This window comes from Sphingobacterium ginsenosidimutans (genome assembly GCF_039536865.1).
In the GTDB taxonomy this organism is placed as follows: domain Bacteria; phylum Bacteroidota; class Bacteroidia; order Sphingobacteriales; family Sphingobacteriaceae; genus Sphingobacterium; species Sphingobacterium detergens.
Map to the genome: position 1 here is coordinate 529,511 of NZ_BAAAZK010000007.1, position 17,917 is coordinate 547,427.

At 42.2% G+C, this 17,917-nt stretch carries 12 protein-coding genes and 1 pseudogene; 4 read left to right on the forward strand and 9 right to left on the reverse strand.

Annotated elements, in window-relative coordinates; all coding sequences use genetic code 11:
* The first annotated feature begins 764 nt into the window (after positions 1-764).
* A complete protein-coding gene (locus tag ABFX33_RS14620; protein ID WP_346086610.1) occupies positions 765-1,283 on the forward strand; it encodes a hypothetical protein in 519 nt (172 codons plus the stop codon).
* Between the two features lie 186 nt (positions 1,284-1,469).
* Positions 1,470-2,093, forward strand: coding sequence for a hypothetical protein (locus tag ABFX33_RS14625; protein ID WP_346086611.1), 624 nt, complete (start codon positions 1,470-1,472; stop codon positions 2,091-2,093).
* An 87-nt stretch (positions 2,094-2,180) separates the two neighbouring features.
* Here the strand turns inward: ABFX33_RS14625 and ABFX33_RS14630 are convergent, their stop codons facing one another.
* Positions 2,181-2,690, reverse strand: coding sequence for a dihydrofolate reductase family protein (locus ABFX33_RS14630; protein WP_257090479.1), 510 nt, complete (start codon positions 2,688-2,690; stop codon positions 2,181-2,183).
* Between the two features lie 89 nt (positions 2,691-2,779).
* Here ABFX33_RS14630 and ABFX33_RS14635 point away from each other — a divergent pair, with 89 nt between their 5' ends.
* Positions 2,780-3,121 carry a winged helix-turn-helix transcriptional regulator gene (locus tag ABFX33_RS14635; protein WP_120257676.1) on the forward strand — a complete coding sequence of 114 codons (342 nt, stop codon included), beginning with the start codon at positions 2,780-2,782 and terminating at the stop codon, positions 3,119-3,121.
* Positions 3,122-3,136: 15 nt separating this feature from the next.
* Positions 3,137-3,325, forward strand: a pseudogene (locus tag ABFX33_RS26735) (aminotransferase class V-fold PLP-dependent enzyme); the annotation flags it as partial.
* Positions 3,326-3,717: 392 nt separating this feature from the next.
* On the opposite strand, the gene ABFX33_RS14640 reads toward ABFX33_RS26735, so the two are convergent.
* The 8 genes from ABFX33_RS14640 to ABFX33_RS14675 form a co-directional block, all read right to left on the reverse strand.
* The gene (locus tag ABFX33_RS14640; RefSeq protein ID WP_346086612.1) at positions 3,718-5,499 is read right to left on the reverse strand and encodes a glycoside hydrolase family 2 protein; all 1,782 of its coding nucleotides are present in this window, start codon (positions 5,497-5,499) and stop codon (positions 3,718-3,720) included.
* 79 nt (positions 5,500-5,578) lie between these two features.
* A complete protein-coding gene (locus tag ABFX33_RS14645) occupies positions 5,579-7,213 on the reverse strand; it encodes an alpha-L-fucosidase (RefSeq protein WP_346086613.1) in 1,635 nt (544 codons plus the stop codon).
* A 79-nt stretch (positions 7,214-7,292) separates the two neighbouring features.
* Positions 7,293-9,242 carry a glycoside hydrolase family 97 protein gene (locus ABFX33_RS14650; RefSeq protein WP_346086614.1) on the reverse strand — a complete coding sequence of 650 codons (1,950 nt, stop codon included), beginning with the start codon at positions 9,240-9,242 and terminating at the stop codon, positions 7,293-7,295.
* Between the two features lie 35 nt (positions 9,243-9,277).
* Positions 9,278-11,338, reverse strand: a complete 2,061-nt coding sequence (locus ABFX33_RS14655) for a beta-galactosidase (protein WP_346086615.1) — start codon at positions 11,336-11,338, stop codon at positions 9,278-9,280.
* A gap of 113 nt (positions 11,339-11,451) precedes the next feature.
* Positions 11,452-12,663, reverse strand: coding sequence for a glycoside hydrolase family 5 protein (locus ABFX33_RS14660; RefSeq protein WP_346086616.1), 1,212 nt, complete (start codon positions 12,661-12,663; stop codon positions 11,452-11,454).
* Between the two features lie 51 nt (positions 12,664-12,714).
* Complete coding sequence (locus ABFX33_RS14665) at positions 12,715-14,631, reverse strand: sialate O-acetylesterase (protein WP_346086617.1); 1,917 nt, start codon at positions 14,629-14,631, stop codon at positions 12,715-12,717.
* Positions 14,632-14,857: 226 nt separating this feature from the next.
* Positions 14,858-16,312 (reverse strand): glycan-binding surface protein, encoded by a 1,455-nt coding sequence (locus tag ABFX33_RS14670; RefSeq protein ID WP_346086618.1) that lies wholly within the window; start codon positions 16,310-16,312, stop codon positions 14,858-14,860.
* A gap of 6 nt (positions 16,313-16,318) precedes the next feature.
* Positions 16,319-17,911: a RagB/SusD family nutrient uptake outer membrane protein gene (locus ABFX33_RS14675; RefSeq protein WP_346086619.1), complete on the reverse strand. Its 1,593-nt coding sequence runs from the start codon at positions 17,909-17,911 to the stop codon at positions 16,319-16,321.
* Between the last annotated feature and the right edge of the window lie 6 nt (positions 17,912-17,917).

The window sequence follows — 17,917 nt, forward strand, 5'->3', positions numbered from 1 at the left end:
TTGTTTTTACAATAATTGATCAACATTGGGGTGGAAGGATACGAAATTCTATCGATTTGAGACAAGTTTTTTTATTAATCAGCAAATTGACGGAGGTAAAGTTTCAAAATGTCAAACGCGGTTTATAATGAGAGGAGGTTATAGAATTGTGTCCCGGTCGGGACTGTCCCACTAAGTGTATAAATAAAAACTACGGAGTTCAGTTATGTTACTTATAACTGGACTTTTTTTTCAAATAAATATAATTCAATTAAAAGCCCGTGGGGAGAGTAATCGCTCAGTCGCCAGGTTGTGGGGTATCAACCGGAAGACACCCAACTGTCAGATCAAGTAGTGGCTATTACAGTATAGCGGATCGAAAAATCCCTTTCATAGATTATGTAGTTTCTAGATGATTCATAGTGATTTAGTTCTATTTGAAATATAATGATATAGGTGTCTGATGGAACGTTTTAGCTGTCAATGATAGCGATTTTAAGTCATCAATAATGATTTCATCTTTTTGAAAATCTGTGATTATTTTTTCTTTAATGTTTGTGTAATCAAATGAATCTATAATTTCCCCAGTTAGGATATTTACAAAACAGTCTTTAAATTGGCAAAATATATAACTCGTTGGCGATAATTACATACTCATTTTGTATCTCGATGCAGTATGAATAACCTTGCTATAGGAAAAGTGATAAATAATTATATTGTTGCCGCGTATCCAATAAAGGTTGAGTTTACTATATCTGTCACCTAAACATAACAGAATTAGAAAGATGAAAATTAACTATTCGTTTGGAGTATTTTTATATGCCTATTTGCACCAAATTGACCTTTCTTTAGATAGAAGTAGGTGGGAACCTCTTGATAATCTGAGGGATTTTTATCGAAGCCAAATTTCTCCTCAAAAAGTTGCAATTTATCTCGTTGATAATTTGGGACTAGATGTTAAAAAATTGAATAATTTGATTTTTATCGGTGAAGAGTCTTTGTGGGATAAAATTAAAGATTCATTATTATCTTCCTTCAAGAGAGATGTTATTTTGGAAGACGATAAAGTATACTTTTTATGTCAGAAATTATTGCTTTTGGATAATTTCTTAGCAGATGGAGAACAAGTGCATAAATTAGAAATTGAGAAATTAAGGATAGAGTTTTCTAAACTAAATTATGGTACAGTCAAATTCAAACTTGCAAAAAAAGATCGTTTAAAGGCGAACAACATTGAACATTTCCTGCAAAATGAAACATTGAGCACAATTAAAATTTGTGAGTTTAATAAAGGTTATTTTTAGATCAAAAGCTTATGCAGTTAAAAAAAGCACATGTGATATTTATGAAATACCATTTATTGGAATGTCAAATGAAGAAGCTATTTTTAAAAAGAGAACCTTTTCAGAATTTATTGAGGGGCTTACCTAGTGTTTAGAAACAACTTAAAGTTTAGTATCCAACAATTTATTTCCGCAAAATAAGAGCTTATGAAAGCATTCAACAAACATCACAATATGCGCACGCTAGCCATTGCACTATTTTCGGTGGTATTTATTTTTTCGTGTATCTCTTGCACTTCCATATCGCCTAAGTATTTAGCACAAACTGCTGCGGCGCATAGCGTTTCGATGGTACGATTGAAGGAGACATACATCTTTGATAATTATCCCCAGAAGATAATAGGCCATAATAATAGCAGTCAGGAGAAGAGTGCGGCCTATAATGAATATTGCCTATGGAACTATATTGAGCCTAATTACTATAAAACTGATAGTCTGCACTATCTTTACAGAACTTCATTGGAGCTCACCAAAAAAAATAAGATCCATTTCAAACTAATTGATACCTTAGGAAATGTCGTGCGTGAAAGAACGAGGAAAGTTAAGCCCGAACCGCAAAACTTTGTTTCTTTCAGAAATACCGACCTTGACATCTATGTATTAGTCAATAGATTCTTTACCAAAACTATTTGCTTTGCACTAGATAAACATGGTGATTTAATCGTGCCCAGTGAGTCGACAGCAGCCGGTTTTCTTATTCTCTTTCCGCTCGCCGGCGCCCTTAACCATGATGTATATACTTATCGTCGTGTGGATACAGTCGCCAACTGAAAGGATATAGATCGGAAAGAAATAATTTTAGCGGATTTGTTTCCGTAATTCAACTATTTTTGAAAGACATTTTTGGTCTGTCATTTTTTAGTATTCCTTAGTTAGATGCAATTGAAGAAAACCGTTTTTAAGCTTCTGTCCTTTGTACCTGAACGTTGAACTTAACTCCTCATTGTTTGCTAAAATTGCTCCAGCTCCAGTGATTATAGGACTGACGTTAAAATAGATATCTGTAATCAAATCCCTGTCCAAAAAAGCGTTGAAAGTACCTGCTCCACCTCCGACGGATATTTCACGCACTCCTTTTGTAGACATATATGCAATTGCCTCTTCAGGACTTGCTACAGTCTTGTAGCCATCAGCCGTATAAGATTTATCGGCCAATACGATGATTTCTATTCCATTAAAATGTTCTTTTACTTGATCTGGAAAATTTAGGAAATTTTCAAATGTTTTCAATCCTATTACTACATTTCCAACCTGCCTTACAAATTGTACGTAAAATTCCATCGCTTCCAGTGGTAGTTTATGATGCGGGTTATCGGATATCAAAATTCTTCCATTAGCCGAAATGTTTGCGATTACTGTTACTTTCATAACGATTTTTTTAAAATTTCTGTACCACAAAACTATTGGATATTCAATATATATTTACTATTCATTACCTTTAGGAAAGTAACTATCTGATGTGCAATAAAAATATTGATAAAGAAACTATATTGGCATTAAAAGATGGCATTGAATTGCTCAGTGGTAAATGGAAATTTTGTATCCTGCACAATTTGCAGAAACACGGCACAATGCGGTTTAAAGATCTGCAAGAAATGGCTCAGGGAATATCCCCAAAAGTTCTATCCAACGAACTTCAGGAATTAGAAGATAATTTACTGATTAGTAGAACGGTTAATAACACCAAACCTGTGACAGTTTCTTATGCGCTTACCGCATATGCTAAAGAAACGGAAGAAGTTGCAAATGCTTTAATTAAATTTGGTCTAAAGCATAGAGATAAAATTAAAGCAAAATGAGCGGTAGAGAAGAACAAGCGACAGATCGTTGATCTCATAGATACCAGTGATGAGGATATTTTCTTTACAGCTGCTGCCACTGAAGCTATCAATATGGGATTACGTGAATTATTGAGGGCAGGGAAACAACTTATACCTGAACAGACAGAGCATCCAGCGGTTTGGATACCTGTAGGTATCTTGAAACCAAAGTATTGCCGTTAATACCTTCCTGTTGATATTGATGGATTGATAGATTTTGAATAACTAGAGCGCACAGAAGAATACCAATATTACCTAAACAAGTATCGGGGCAGTTGCAGTATGACAAAAAATGCTGATTCTTATGAAAATGTCGTCGCTGAACGAACCGCTGGTATACTCCAAACAAGAGTTTATGACTGATACCAATCGTTTATATTTAATAAAGCAGATCGTGGCCGATGCAATCCAATATCTATAATAATAACTGACTACATTGTTCTGATCATATGCTAACTCTAAAATCAGATGTACATGAAATCAAATATGAACTTCAGAATTTGTAAAAAAAACAGCAGCAACCTACCGGTCACTACTGTTTAATCTATGTGTCGTTAGCCACTAAAAATCTGTATTTATTTTTCAGGACTAGTCAAATTTTTGAAATAATCGGCAACCAGGTACCAGGCCTTCTTTTTTTGGCCTCTTTCAGATAATAATCCTTTTCTGTTCCAACCCTTTTGATAGACAGGATGGGCCCTTCCAGGCGAACGAAAGTCGACCAGGAGCCATGGTGTCAACCCACGTAAGAAGGAAATGTTTTTAAACATGCTAAATTGACGTTTATAAATATCCACAAGGTAATCTTCACTCCAGCTACTTGCCCGCTTCGGATCGGTATTGTTGCCAAAGACGGCCTCGCCACCAAATTCCGAAAAAATAAGCGGTTTATTGAAGTGGGATATCCACTCGACTTCGCTATCATTCTCAGGCCATGCTTTGTACCATCCAATGTATTGGTTGATCGCCATAACATCCATCAAACGATTCATTTTATCTTCGATATAGGCCTTGTTGCCTTCAAAACGCATGTTATTAAACGCTGATGTCACAAGACGGGTATTATCCAAGGCCTTTGTGAGGTGATAAAGTGCAGTGAGCGAACTGTCTCTGGCCAGAGAGGAGTAAGTTTCGTTCGAAAGACTCCAGATAATCGTTGCCGCCCGATTTTTATCACGAGCAATCATCTCCCGAAGCATTAAATTCATTTTTTTCATCATTCCAGGATCTGCAAAATCAATCCCCTGGTAAATGGGCAATTCTTCCCAGACCATCAATCCCATTTGCTCAGCCATTCTTATCATTTTTTCATGATGTGGATAATGCACTAGACGCACATAATTACAACCTAGCTCTTTCGCCCAATCCAAGAGCATTTTATAATCACTTTCATTATAGGCCCGCGATCTGCGTTGTGGGACTTCTTCATGAATATTAACCCCTTTAAGAAAGATGGATTTGCCATTCAATAAAATATTTGTCCCATCAACTCTGATTGTTCGAAAACCAATTTCTTCTTCGATACGATCGGTTTCGGAATCGACCTGAACGGCATATAATTTCGGAACTGCAGGTGTCCACAGGGTTTTCTTACGAAACGGAATTCTAAGCGTGGCTTTTCCAGTGCTATCTGTTCTTGTTTTATAAATAAAGTTCAATTCGGGAATGCGTATTGCAATCGCTTGTTCTTTTTTAGGGCCATCTAGGGATACATAGCCATTGATGATATTCTCATCCTGCTGTGATAGCTGAATAAAATAATCCCTGATATAGGTCTTTGGCGTTTGTACGAGTTCGACATCCCGTGTGATTCCACCATAATTGAACCAGTCGAAACCGAGACCAGGTATGCCATCTTTTATCCGTTGATTATTTGATTTCACGATAAGGCTATTTTCGCCAATCTTGACATGATCCGTTACTTCAAACTGGAAAGGTGTGAAGCCACCTTCATGTTCACCAATCTTGACCCCGTTCAGATAAACTTCGGCCTTATAGTTTACGGCAGCAAAGTGGATAAAAAACCGGTTATCCTGTTTTGTTTGGATCTTAAAGGGACGTTTGTACCAGATACTGCTTTCATAATAGCTGAGCTCGGGAAGTTGAGAATTGAAATCTCCCGGTACATACAGTTGATGGCCACCTTCAAATGAAGATTCCACAAAATCCGTGTTGCCCAACGGTTTTCGATCTTTATAATATGCAGCCCAATCACCAGACCCCGCATCAAAAGGATCGATAATGACTTCCCATAAGCCGTTTAGACTGGTCCTTTGCCGTCCTTCGATATGAATCATTGCTGATTGTCCGAATAACAGTAATGGAAATAAGGAGCATAGTACTAAAATAATTTTCATGGTACAAGGCGTTTTCATAATCTAATTGTATCAGTGGTATCTTAAAAATAAGGGTACAGCTTGATGAAGAAAAAATGGTTTAATTGATTTTCAGTACCAATGAAATTTGATTAGGCTTATCCGAAGGCAAGGTAACGCTGAGTGCTTCGTCATCTTGTTTAAATACCAGTTTTTTCGGATGCCCCAATAGAGATACTGTTTTAACAGTTACTGGATCGCCGGTGTTATTCTTCTTTCCGAAAGATTTGATCATGATTTTTCCATCCGTTGGCCATGCCAGGACGTGGGCATAGATCGCATCGCCTTTTTTCACAAACCGGATATCCCTAGCGGTATAGTTATTTTCTTTGTCCTCGTTGAATCCAGCGGCATTCAATGGTTTCTGCTCTTCGGTACTTGGACCCTCGCCATATGTTTTCCAGGGACGGGTATCAAAAATTCCCTCCTTATTAACCTGAATCCAATCGCCTATTTCATGCAGAATTTTCTCTTCTTTTTCGTCGATGCTACCATCGCCCTTAATAGGGACATTAAGTAGGAGGTTCCCGTTTTTACTGACGATATCAATAAGCATATGGACAACTTTTTTTGCGGACTTGTAATTGTTGTTTTCATAATCAGCTTTGCTATAATGCCAGCTTCCCAGGCAAGTGCAGGTCTGCCAGGCTTTTTCTTGCACTTGATCTGGAACGCCGCGCTCAACATCCCACACCAAACACTCTTTTTGTTGCTCGGATAAGATTTTTCCAAACAAAACGGCGTTGACTTTTCCCTTATTTTTCTTCGCGTTACTGTTATAAAAATGGGCTGCAATATCGAGCCCGACTGTGCTGATAGGCCAGAGGGGGAGTGTAGTATCATCAAAATAGAGTAGGTCCGGCTGATAGCTGTCGACCATGTCTATTGTCCGTTGATAGAAATTATCAATATACTCCGGTGTCGGCTTGGATGCACCGTTATTCCAGTCCCACTGTGACCACAACGACTTTACGTCTTCACTTCCCTTGCTAAGGGCATGGTTCTGCCGATACAGTTCCTGGGGATCGTAACCTTCCCACCATTTTCCTTTTCCCGCTTCTTTCGTTAAGTTTCCATCATAGGGTACACCTTTCAGGGGGCCTGAGCGATCCGCTCTTTGGGCGGTTTCATACCATGTCCATGCATGGGAGGCGTGGATACTCACACCGAAAGGAAGCTTGTTTTTTTTCGCTGCTTTAGACCATTCGGCGAGAATATCACGTTTGGGTCCCAGATTGACCGAATTCCATTTTTGATGCTTGCTATCCCACAGATCGAAGTTGTCATGATGGTTTCCCATTGCAAAAAAATACTGTGCACCAACCTTTTTGTAGAGCGCAACAAGCCTTTCGGGATCCCATTTTTCAGCCTTCCAGGTAGGGATGATATCCTTAAATCCGGCTACAGAAGGATGTCCATAAGTTTTTACATGTGCATTGTATTGTCCACTGCCTTCATCATACATACCACGTGCATACCAGTCGCCCTGCTCAGGTTGGCATTGTGGGCCCCAGTGTGCCCAGATGCCGAATTTGGCATTGCGAAACCATTCAGGCGCTTCGTACTGCGCCAAAGATTCCCAGTTAGGCTGAAATTTACCAGGCAAGTCTACCGGTCTTTTTTGTTGGGCTGGAGCATTTAAGGTAGCTCCAAGGATTGTAAAGAGTACTAATGTCTTAAAAATGTTCTTGTTCATAACAGGATTTATCGTTTCTTTAGTTAAATAGTGTGCTACTTTGAATAATATTTTTTTTAGATCGATTCGGAACCAAACTTTACTGCGGCCTAATGATTGCCACATAGCCGCCACCGCTGACCATCGGTATTTTTATTGTCTTCCCAGCTTCGATTATCCTACTTTTTTTCTCAAGTTTTGCAGGGATTTTTTCCGCTTCTTTTGCATCCTGCCAGTAGTCCAGCACGTATTTTCCAGCGGCTAGAAAACTTGTTGGTATTGTAATCGTGCGGGACATGCTATTGGTCATGGCACCGATAAACCAGTTTTTCCCCGAACGTTTGGCCAGTACAATATATTCCCCGGGATAACCATCAATGAAGCGCGTATCATCCCACACCGTCGGAACGATCTTTAGAAAATCACTCCCGGGTTGGCCCAACACATGCTTCGGGTGGTCGCAGAATACCGTAAGAGGGCTTTCATAAATAACAAATTTGGCGAGCTCAGCACAGCGGGTATTCATCATCAGGGTTGGAGACTGTTTCTTAAACTGCGCTGGAGTTACATTGAGAAAACCTCCCGGAGTATAGTCCATTGGCCCTGCCAGCATACGCGTAAACGGCAAAGTGACATTGTGAGCAGGTTTGATACGGTCGGAAAATTTCGCATATTCTTCTCCCAGGACTCCCTCGCGGGTTATCATATTCGGGTAGGTCCGTTCTATTCCGTCAGGTTTGTACGCCCCGTGGAAGTTAACCATCAACCTGTGCTCAGCGGCCTTCTTAATTACTTTACGGTACCAGTTTACCATCTCCTGATCGTCGCGGTCCATAAAATCTATTTTTACGCCGGCGATGCCCCAGCGCTCATACAGTGCGAAAGCTTCCTCATAGGCGTTATTGCGATTAGCGTCGGTACTATATAACCAAAGCCAAAGACGTACATTTTTTTTGCGGGCATAGTCAAGTATTTCAGGCATGTTGACTTGCGGTGCCGGTTTGGTAATATCTGCTTGCGCTTGGTTGAAGGGGCCGTACCATTGCCAGTCAATTAACATATAGGGCCATCCTTGCGCAGATGCAAAGTCGATATACTCTTTTATAACAGCAGTTTCCATTTTCACTTCTCCGCTCCACCAGTGATCCCATGCGCAGAGTCCCGGTTTTATCCATGCGGGGTCTTGGATCGCACATGCGGGGTTGAGCGACTGGACAATTTCGGATTCGATAAATCGTCCCGGATTATCGCCAATCATGACCACGCGCCAAGGGGTTTGGATTTTGTCGGAGAAACGAGCTTTGGCCCCATCTTCTTTTTCGCCAGGTAAGGGGGAGAGTTTCGTCGTGAGCAATACCTGTTCCGTCGTATGATCTGCAGCCCGACTAATATAAAAACCAGGATAGTTATCGATGTTCGCTTCGGTAATGGCCAGGTAGGTAGCTTTATCGACTTCGATCAGTAGTGGAAGTCCGATTAAGCTCTGATCGCTGATTCCCGTTAAAGGGACTTTATCGAATTCGCTCTCCTGACTGGATGTAAAACGCGGTTTATATTGTGCTGCCCAAGCTTGAGCCTGATTAGATACTGAAAATCCGGTCATCTCCCGACTTATCACTCTGTTTCCTATTCTAGCGCCGCTGAATAGTTGGTAGCGAAAGGCGATTCCGTTGTCATAAGCTCTAAAGAAGAGGTCCAAGCGACGTTTCTCACCTCCCTTTTCGATCAGGGCCAAATGTGTTTCATTCCACTGCAAATCGACATGGGCATGTTTGTTCTTCACTACTGGAGTCCAGGAATCACGCTTCGATGTGGTCCGAGGTGTGTCTAAAAGCATAAACCCTTTATGCATGGGGGGCTCATCTTGCAATTCAAAGCCTAAGGGTGAGGGATCTATTACCTGTCTACCTTTGTAGGAAACAGCGTAGGAGAGTCCGTTCGATAGGTCGATGTCCAAACAAATTTTTCCATCCGGCGATAGCAACGAATAAGTCTGGGCCGAAAGGCTGGATGTTATCGCGAAAAATAGGGTGACAATAAATGCTCTCATAGTAAGGTCAATGTTTTTGGTAATTAGCGTATCTTTTAGTTTTGTTCCATAATGAGTACTTCCCAGGGCTCCAATATAATCTCTTGGCCCTTCTGGGTGAGCTTATTCGAAATAAGTTCTTTCGCTGGGTCACCTGTATAAGTAATCCGTTTTGTTTCCGTACTGTAATTAAAAATGTAATGAATTGTCTTACCCCATTTATTCTTTCCCGAACGCTGAATGATTGGGAAAGTGTAATTGTCGGCAGTAATGACTTTTGCTTCGATAGCAGTTTTTTTGATGATCGTATGGAGTAGTTCTTGTGATGGATAGGTCCCGATATAAGTCAGTTTTCCTTTACCATAGCTGTTTTCTGTGATTACGGGCCACTTGCCAAAGAAGGGATGTTCAGCATAGGCCAGCGGTTTGGCTGTCTCAGGGATCAAAAATTCATACCAGTCACCAATTTGGTTTTTATCCGCCAATTCAAAAGGCTTATCTTTGAGCCGCATGTCTCCGATGGTGGAGAACTCTTGATAATGGAATCCGCAAGCCTTCCTTAATGGCCCCGGCGCAGCTGTGGCCCTGACGGCCGAATGTTCGTTACAATAGCCACTTTTGTACATCATGACGACATGGCCGCCCGCTTTTACAAACTTGTCAATGGCCAGTAGCAGTTCATCCGTGGCGACATAAAGCGGTGGAATAACCAACATTTCGTAGCCTTTAAAATCAGTAATTTTATCACAGGGAATAATATCAGCTTCAATGTTCTGAAAGTAGAGTGCCTTATGAACCATATCGATGGGATAATTGTTTTTATAGGTATAAGGCATAAAATTCAGTGCGTGGTAGGAATCGTGGCTATATAAGATTGCTGTTTTATTTTTCTTCTTCAAGTCAATAAGACGATCTCCGATCCTTGCCAGCTCCTGAGCTGTGGTTTTAAATTCATCGTATATTCTATTCGGTTGGAGATCGTGCCCCAATACACCGCGCCAATAGGTTTCCTGCCCATAATGCAGCGTAGACCAATGCCAGTATTCCACCATATTTGCACCGGAAGCATAATGAGCATATACATTTTGCCGGAGTTGTCTGTCGTATGGCGGGTATTGTGTGCGTGCATCCCAGCCTATACCTTGTGCGTTGGTTTCCATGACAATATAATTGTTCTTGGCAACCGTCCGGACAAAATCCCCCGAATAAGCAATGCGCTGTCCGTCTTGTTTATCCTGTACGTCGTGATAAATATTGATAGCGGGGTATTGCATCGGGCGAAAGCTTTCTACCTGATCTACATTGTGAAAATCAGGCATGAAGCAATGTGTTATAAATTGGTCCTGACGTTTATATTCATTGACAATGTTACATTGCCAATTCAGAAAGTCGGCTACCTGTTTGCGGTTGTAGCGTTCCCATTCGTTTTTATAGGAAGGATTGGTGACACCATCGCGGGTATAGAACTCTTCCCAGGTGCGAATATTCATACCCCAGTAGTTCATTCCCCAGGCTTTGTTAAGTGAATCGAGGTCGTTGTTAAAACGGCCTTTGATGTAGTTACGAAAGCCGATAAAATAATCCCGGTTGTTTATGCCGCGTGCTTCTGTTTCGTTGTCTACCTGATAGCCAATGATTCCAGGATGTTTTGCGTACCGTTCCATTAGCTTGCGGATGATACGTTCACTATAATATTTAAAAGTGGGGTTGCTCAAGTCAATATTCTGCCTGATGCCATAATAAGCTTTAGTACCCCGCTGATATTCGGCCAGAACCTCGGGATGCATATGCGCAAGCCAGGCCGGAATGGAATAGGTCGGTGTCCCAAGAATGATGCGGATACCCGCCTGATGCATTTTGTCGATGATGCGGTCCATCCATTCAAATGCAAAAACACCTTCCTGTGGTTCAAATAATCCCCAGGTAGATTCACCCAGCCGTACGACATTGAGCCCGGCATTTTTCATCAATCGGATATCTTCGTCCAGACGCTCACTGGGCATATATTCGTGGTAATAGGCTGCCCCGTAGAGCGGTTTATCGAACTTGTATTGTGCTTCAAGCGAGAATACCGCGAGAAATAGGAGGCAGAGCAGAATATAGTTTTTTTGTTTCATGGTTTTTGGTACCGGGTTGTGTTAAGGGCTAGAGACGTACATAGCACGTCTCTAGGTGCATTTATTCAAAAGTTGCTTTTACACGGCCTTCCGGAAGATGCCTTGGGTAAATGCTAGTTTTGATTGCGTGGATATTTAGCAGGTATTGCCATTATTTGTTCTAAAAAGACAGGATCCTTGAATTTACTGGTTGTCCGCTCATATTGCCCAGCACCCTGAACATCCCAAAGCATGGGGCACATACCACGTGAATAAATCGCTTCGGTGACCGAGACATTAAATAACCTGATCACCTCCTGTGTTCTGTTCTTTGAGGAGCAGGCGTATTCGCCAATGATGACGGGTATCCCTTTGTCAACGCAATTCTTCTTTAATAGCTCCATATTGTCATTGAGCTCTTTAAATTCCTGTTCTGTACCCCAGGAAGGGACGCCAACACCCCATCCTGCGTCTTCACCGTTACCCAATATGGCAAACAAAGGCGGCGTATAATAGTGTACGGTCAATGCAAGATGTTTAGCCGGATCGTCCGGAATCTTGGTTAAGGGGTCAAAAGCATGTTCGAGACCCGTATTATAAATTTCGACTAAAAGATGGCGCTTGGCATTGTTGCCGCCCGATTTCCTGACGATGTCGACAAAAAGCTGGTTCAGCTCGTTTACGTAACCGAATGCTCTTGCTTTTTCGGTTTGCCCGCCCTTCCAGGGAGTCCATATTTCGTCGTAACCAATTTCATTCATGGGTTCGAATATCAAATGATCCCCATATTTTTCAAAACGGTTACAGAGCTGCTCCCAAATAGAAGTGAACTTTTTCTTAGCTTCGCTGTCTGTCGGCACTTTTTTGACCCATTCATTTTCATGGTGAACGTTTATAATGGCGACCATGCCGCAATCGAGTGTCCAGTTTAAGATCTCTTCGACTCTATTGAGGAGATCTGGATGGATTCTGTAATTTTCAGCGTTGTTCATCATATTACTCCAGGTGACCGGAATTCGTAAAGAAGAGTAACCGGCTTTTGCATAACCTTCGATCATTTCTTTTGTAATGAGCGGGCTGCCCCACGCCGTCTCGTAATTAGAAATACTACTTGGATTGATCCAGTCACCCGTTGCGTCCAGGGCATTACCGAGGTTAATCCCCAAACCCATTTCATCAACTAACTGGTTGGTACTAAAATTTTCCCTGATGGAGAATTTACTGTAAGTAGGTTTTGGTTCTTCTTTTATCTCAGGCTTGCTGAGCTCTGTATTTGCCTTAATTTCCTTGTTGGAGCATGCCGGTAGAACCAACAGCATAAAAATGTAACTTAATAGTGTTTTCATTGAATATTTTTTTTGTGTTGTTTAAGATCATGTCATCTGGGCTCTGTATGCTTATTCCTCATTGCTGAAAGGTATAGCGGGCAGGCCTTCTTTATTGAATAAATTGACATCGGGATTATTGCTCCAGGCGTAGCGGACAAATACAGGGCTGCTGAGCTGATCTGCGTGAACAACAATTCGATTACCATCAATATGAGCCTGGGCCCAAACAAATTTTTTATCTGCTCCAGCAAGAGCAAAGCCTTCGACGTAACCGTATTTATTGTTAACCACGAGTTCGCCTCCAGTAACATCAAAAGAAATAATCAGTTTATTGCCCTCCTTGACCACCGATTTGAACGTTGGCCCAGAATACACAAGATTTTTTCGGCCATAATTTTTAGCCAGTGCTATTAAAGCGAGTCGTCGACCCACTTCCTGTTTGTTACGTGGGTGGATATCGTCCGCTTCACCAATATCCGTGATTACCGCCTGACCAGTATGAGCAAGACGGAGTGTCCGGGTCTGTGCATCTCTCAGTTTTGCCCAGTCGCTGTCTTCGGGTGATTTTTCTTTAGCCATATAATTGGCCAATTGCACCCAGTAGAAAGGGAAATCAGTTTTCCATTGCGACCGCCAGTCCGCGATGAGGTTAGGGAAGAGGCTGCGATAATCATACGCTCGTCCGGCATTATTTTCACCCTGATACCAGATCACACCCCGGATGGTATAAGGAACAATTGGATTGATCATGGCATTGAAGAGGAGGGATGGAAGCATATTTGGCGAAACTTCTTTGTAATCATGCTGCTGAGTAGTGACAGCCTCCTTATAATTCCAATCACCATCAAGCGGAAATTTCTCGCCCTCCACATCGAGGTACAGCTGGGCCGGGTTTCCATAAAAGCCACCGCCGCCGCCGGTATCCATAATTTTTAGCGTAATTATATTTTCACCGTCTTTTAGAACAGCCTTCGGGATCGTGTACTTCCGTGCGTTTGTATATCCTTTTGTTTCACCAATTTTGACACCGTTAATCCAGCAGACATCATCGTCATCAATGGTGCCAAGCAGAATGGATCCGGTCTTTTGCGCACTACCCTCGGGCAAATAAATACGGCGTTTGAACCATACAATGCCATCCATATCACCCAATTTGGATTCCCACAACTGTGGAATATTCATCTTTCCCCAACCGGATATATCCGTATCGTTTCCGTACCATTTTGCAGCTATTCCCGGATCGTTTGTTAAAGCTTGCAGATAGCCCTGTTTTTTCAATTCGTTTTCTTTTAAAAAGCTCTGCAGACTGCCGTTGAAATGCTGTTGGTAAGGAGCTTTGAAATGCGCGGGCAATTTATTGAAGCCGCTTTCGCTAGTCCAGGTTTCGGCGCCAGTACCACCCCAGGAAGCATTGATGATGCCCACAGGTATGCCGAGTTCCTGATACAGTTTGAGCGAAAAGAAGTATCCAACAGCTGAAAAATCGCCCACTGTCGTCGGGGAACATAACGCCCATTTTCCCTTTAGGTCCTGTTTGGGGACATCACTGATGCCCTTCTCCACATTGAAGGCCCGAATCTTCGGATAATGGGCCTGGCTGATTTCGTTCGCTGCATTATTGGAGTTCTTTACCGTCCATTCCATATTGGATTGGCCGGATGCAAGCCAAACTTCACCGACCAGGATGTTTTTTAGGGATACCTGTTCGCTATGGCCTTTTATTTCCATGTTATACGGTCCTCCATAAGGAGTTGGGGCTAAAGTAATGCTCCATTGACCATTTCTATCTGCTTGTACCTTTAGTTTCTGCTGCATAAACCGGACATGGATCGTTTCATTTTTTTCGGCCCAGCCCCACAATTTTATGGGACTGTCCCTTTGTAGAATCATGTTGTCACCAAATATTGCAGGAAGCCTGAGTTCGGCCTTCAATAGGAATGCCTGCAAAAAAAAGACGAAGAAAATTGGAATCTGTTTTATAGTCATAGTTTATTTTGTGTTATAGTCAAATCAGTCGAAAAATGCTTTGGGCACTGCTCGGAATGCCATTTGATGTTGCATATCATTCCCTGTACTCATGAAGGGAATACTCTTTTTAATTTTCATATGTGTTTGTTTGTCATAATGATTCATGTATTATTGACGGCCGGAATAATTGATTATCCACCTATCCGGCCTTATTGTATCGCAATTCGCTATTCTGTAAATAAACCTAGTTTTTGCTGCTGTCAATGATTCTAAAATTGTCGAAGTAGATATCGACCTTGACATTGGCATTGTCCGCTTTATTTTTCGTGAAAATGCCCAGTTCGGAGCTAGCGATGGCAACAAAGCTTCCATAGTCCGCAACAGAAGTAAACCTATTCAGGGCTATGTCGCATGTCATCCATTTACCAAGGCTTGTTTTATTGGTGTTTCTATCACGAGGCACATAGTCTGATAGCATTTTATCCCAATTTCCTTTCAATTGCATATCAAATGTTGCTGTCACAAGAGGTTCATTTACGAAGCATTCAAAGCGCAGTACAAGGTTGCCGATAGCCGTATTGGCGGGTATTGCATTTACGGCAGGATAGACAGCTTTATTGGATAAATTTCCCCACCAATATTGCCATGCTCCCGGTGATCCAAAAATGCGGTAAGCTGTTCCCGTGCTGAAGAAAGGTGGCTTGGAGCCGTCTGCCGTCACAGCCATATTGTTGTCCCCCCAATCATAGCTACCTACCTTATCCCAATCCAGGACGAGGTTTTGAACGGGATAAAATAGCAGGGTCGAATTGGATTGTCCTCCTGCCGCATGGACTGTGACCGTACCGGATTTTGTCGGAGCCTTTGGTAGTCGATAATAAATTGTATCCTGGCTTTTGGCCACGATTAAATCTTCGCTTGCAATATCATATTCGCCATTGATCGTTAGTTTGCTTACATCAATAAAGTTGTTGCCGGTAATAAATGCCTGATCGCCAATAATAGGCATATCGCTGCTCCATGATTTAATCGTTGGCGGCGAAACATTCGTTGTGAAAGCGATGCTAACTGAATCGGTCATGCAGTAGACCGCGAGCCGGCCATCTTGGATACCGGCGGGAATCGTTAATTCGATTTTATCATAGTCCTTACCGATTTCATATTCCGTAGCTAATACATTGCCGCCGGCCTTGCCTTCGAACACGACTTTTTTTACTTCGTAAAAATTTGAACCGTAGATGCGGAGTTTTTCACCCGCCTTTGCCGGGTATTTTAATTCAATACGGGCGATTTGTGGAGCGGGAGAATAGATATGAAAACTGAACCTTGCTTCGCCATGGTTTGTTTCGATCCGGATTTCATTTGGAAGATCCGGATGGGTGCCAGTCAATAGGAGATCTGCCGGAATAGAAATAATAGCGCTTGTCGACGTACAATAATTTGCATTAAATGCGATCTGCTGGTCATTGATGTAAATTTTTTGGATGCCGTCGAGATTTTTTCCGATAACAGCAACCATTGTGCCCGGAAATGCACCTGTGAAAGTACTATCTGCTTTTTCCGGATCTGTCAACCTTACATGGCTTATCTCGGGAGCCACAGTCATGTCATTGTTACGACTACAGGATATTACCGGCAGGAGAAGGACAGCGATAAGCAAATGATAGCTAAAGCGTATGGTTTTATTTAAAGCTTTCATAATTCTTTACTGATTATTAAATGGATAAGCCTGAGGCTCTTCTTTTAACCTCGGATTTTGGATGAGATCATTCTCTGGATAGGGGAAGAAGATGTTGTTTGCGGTCACGACGACAGGCACTGCAGGTGCCGTGGGATCTTCAAAAATAAGATTACCGTCTTCATCCTTCGTGATACCCGCCGTGGACCAACCACGTTGTTGATCATTAAAGTATTTAAGCATTTTCTCAGGCTTGTAGCAATACCAGCTGACCATATCGTACCAGTTGGTATACTCCATGGCAAACTCCACGCGTCGTTCTTTGATGATATCGTCAAGCGTAATAGAGGTCTTTCGTCCGATCTTGGCCCGATCTCTTACCTTGTTAAAGTAATTTAACGCTTCACCACCATTGAGTGTGCTATTATTACCCAGACTCGCCTCAGCATAGGTCAGGTATACATCCGCCAAGCGCAAAATATAGGTATTGAGGGGTGAACTCATTGACTGCACATAACCGTCATTATCATCGTTAGGGCCACCGATTACGCCTTTTTTGATGGATGCACCTGCATTGCTGTACGAATATCCACCTTTATCAATGGCAATATAGGGATAGAAGGAGTGCTGGGTAAAATAGGTAGCATTTCTCCGGAGTGTATCAGCGCGTTCGTATTGTTTGAGCATGTCGATCGTCCCGTTTAGTCCGCCGCCCCAAACGTTGACACCACCGGTCACGTCTGATGAGAATGCCAGGTCAGCTAAAAGTGTATTACAGACGCCCCAGTCGCCAAGTGGTACCCATTGCATGGCAATCAGTGATTCGGGATTGTTGTTATGTTTGTATTTGAACAGATCTTCGTATTTGGCATAGAGTTCCAGACCACTATTTACACAGACATCCTTTGCGTATTCTCTTGCTTTGGCTAGGTCAGCTTCGTTTCGAGTTCCGCCGGTCTTCCAGCCAGCACGGGAGAGATATACCTTGGCAAGCATACCTTTGGCACCCCAGCTCGTTGCACGGCCTTTATCAGCCTGAACAGGAAGGTGCTGGACTGCAAAGCTGAGATCGTCTATAATAAATCGAAAAATATCTTCCTCCCGATGCCTGGGTTGCATAGGCTCTTTGATCACAGTGTCATTATTCTCGATCAATATGACTGGCCCCCAAGTCCGGAGAAGATAAAAGTAAGCGATACCACGCATAAGGCGCGCTTCCCCAATAGCTACTTTTTTTTGCGCTTCGGTTACATTAACGGCTTTGTGCTTCACAGCATCGATGATGGCGTTTGACATCGTTATGACACCATAAAATGATTTCCAGGAGTCTGAAAGTCCATCATCCAGCGAGGTCACGGTGAATAGGGTATAGGAAGGGTTCATATAGGGATTATAGCCATCATTGGCTCTTAAACTGCCAATAGCGACGGCCGGTCGTTTATTATAGTCAAACCACGCCCGGTTGTACAGTGGTGCTGTGGCTGCTTTCAATGCTTCAGGGGAGGTATAAAAGGTTGCATCCACATAAGCTCCTTCCGGTTCTCTCTCAAGGAAACTTTTTTTACAGGAATGTAGCGCAACAATAGCTATCAATGAGCTTATTAAGAGTAGCTTTTTCATAATTCA

Excerpts from the sequence above, each read along its gene's own strand:
- ABFX33_RS14620 (WP_346086610.1), top strand. The coding sequence starts at position 765 with ATGAAAATTAACTATTCGTTTGGAGTATTTTTATATGCCTATTTGCAC.
- ABFX33_RS14625 (WP_346086611.1), top strand. The coding sequence starts at position 1,470 with ATGAAAGCATTCAACAAACATCACAATATGCGCACGCTAGCCATTGCA.
- ABFX33_RS14630 (WP_257090479.1), bottom strand. The coding sequence starts at position 2,690 with ATGAAAGTAACAGTAATCGCAAACATTTCGGCTAATGGAAGAATTTTG.
- ABFX33_RS14635 (WP_120257676.1), top strand. The coding sequence starts at position 2,780 with ATGTGCAATAAAAATATTGATAAAGAAACTATATTGGCATTAAAAGAT.
- ABFX33_RS14640 (WP_346086612.1), bottom strand. The coding sequence starts at position 5,499 with ATGAAAATTATTTTAGTACTATGCTCCTTATTTCCATTACTGTTATTC.
- ABFX33_RS14645 (WP_346086613.1), bottom strand. The coding sequence starts at position 7,213 with ATGAACAAGAACATTTTTAAGACATTAGTACTCTTTACAATCCTTGGA.
- ABFX33_RS14650 (WP_346086614.1), bottom strand. The coding sequence starts at position 9,242 with ATGAGAGCATTTATTGTCACCCTATTTTTCGCGATAACATCCAGCCTT.
- ABFX33_RS14655 (WP_346086615.1), bottom strand. The coding sequence starts at position 11,338 with ATGAAACAAAAAAACTATATTCTGCTCTGCCTCCTATTTCTCGCGGTA.
- ABFX33_RS14660 (WP_346086616.1), bottom strand. The coding sequence starts at position 12,663 with ATGAAAACACTATTAAGTTACATTTTTATGCTGTTGGTTCTACCGGCA.
- ABFX33_RS14665 (WP_346086617.1), bottom strand. The coding sequence starts at position 14,631 with ATGACTATAAAACAGATTCCAATTTTCTTCGTCTTTTTTTTGCAGGCA.
- ABFX33_RS14670 (WP_346086618.1), bottom strand. The coding sequence starts at position 16,312 with ATGAAAGCTTTAAATAAAACCATACGCTTTAGCTATCATTTGCTTATC.
- ABFX33_RS14675 (WP_346086619.1), bottom strand. The coding sequence starts at position 17,911 with ATGAAAAAGCTACTCTTAATAAGCTCATTGATAGCTATTGTTGCGCTA.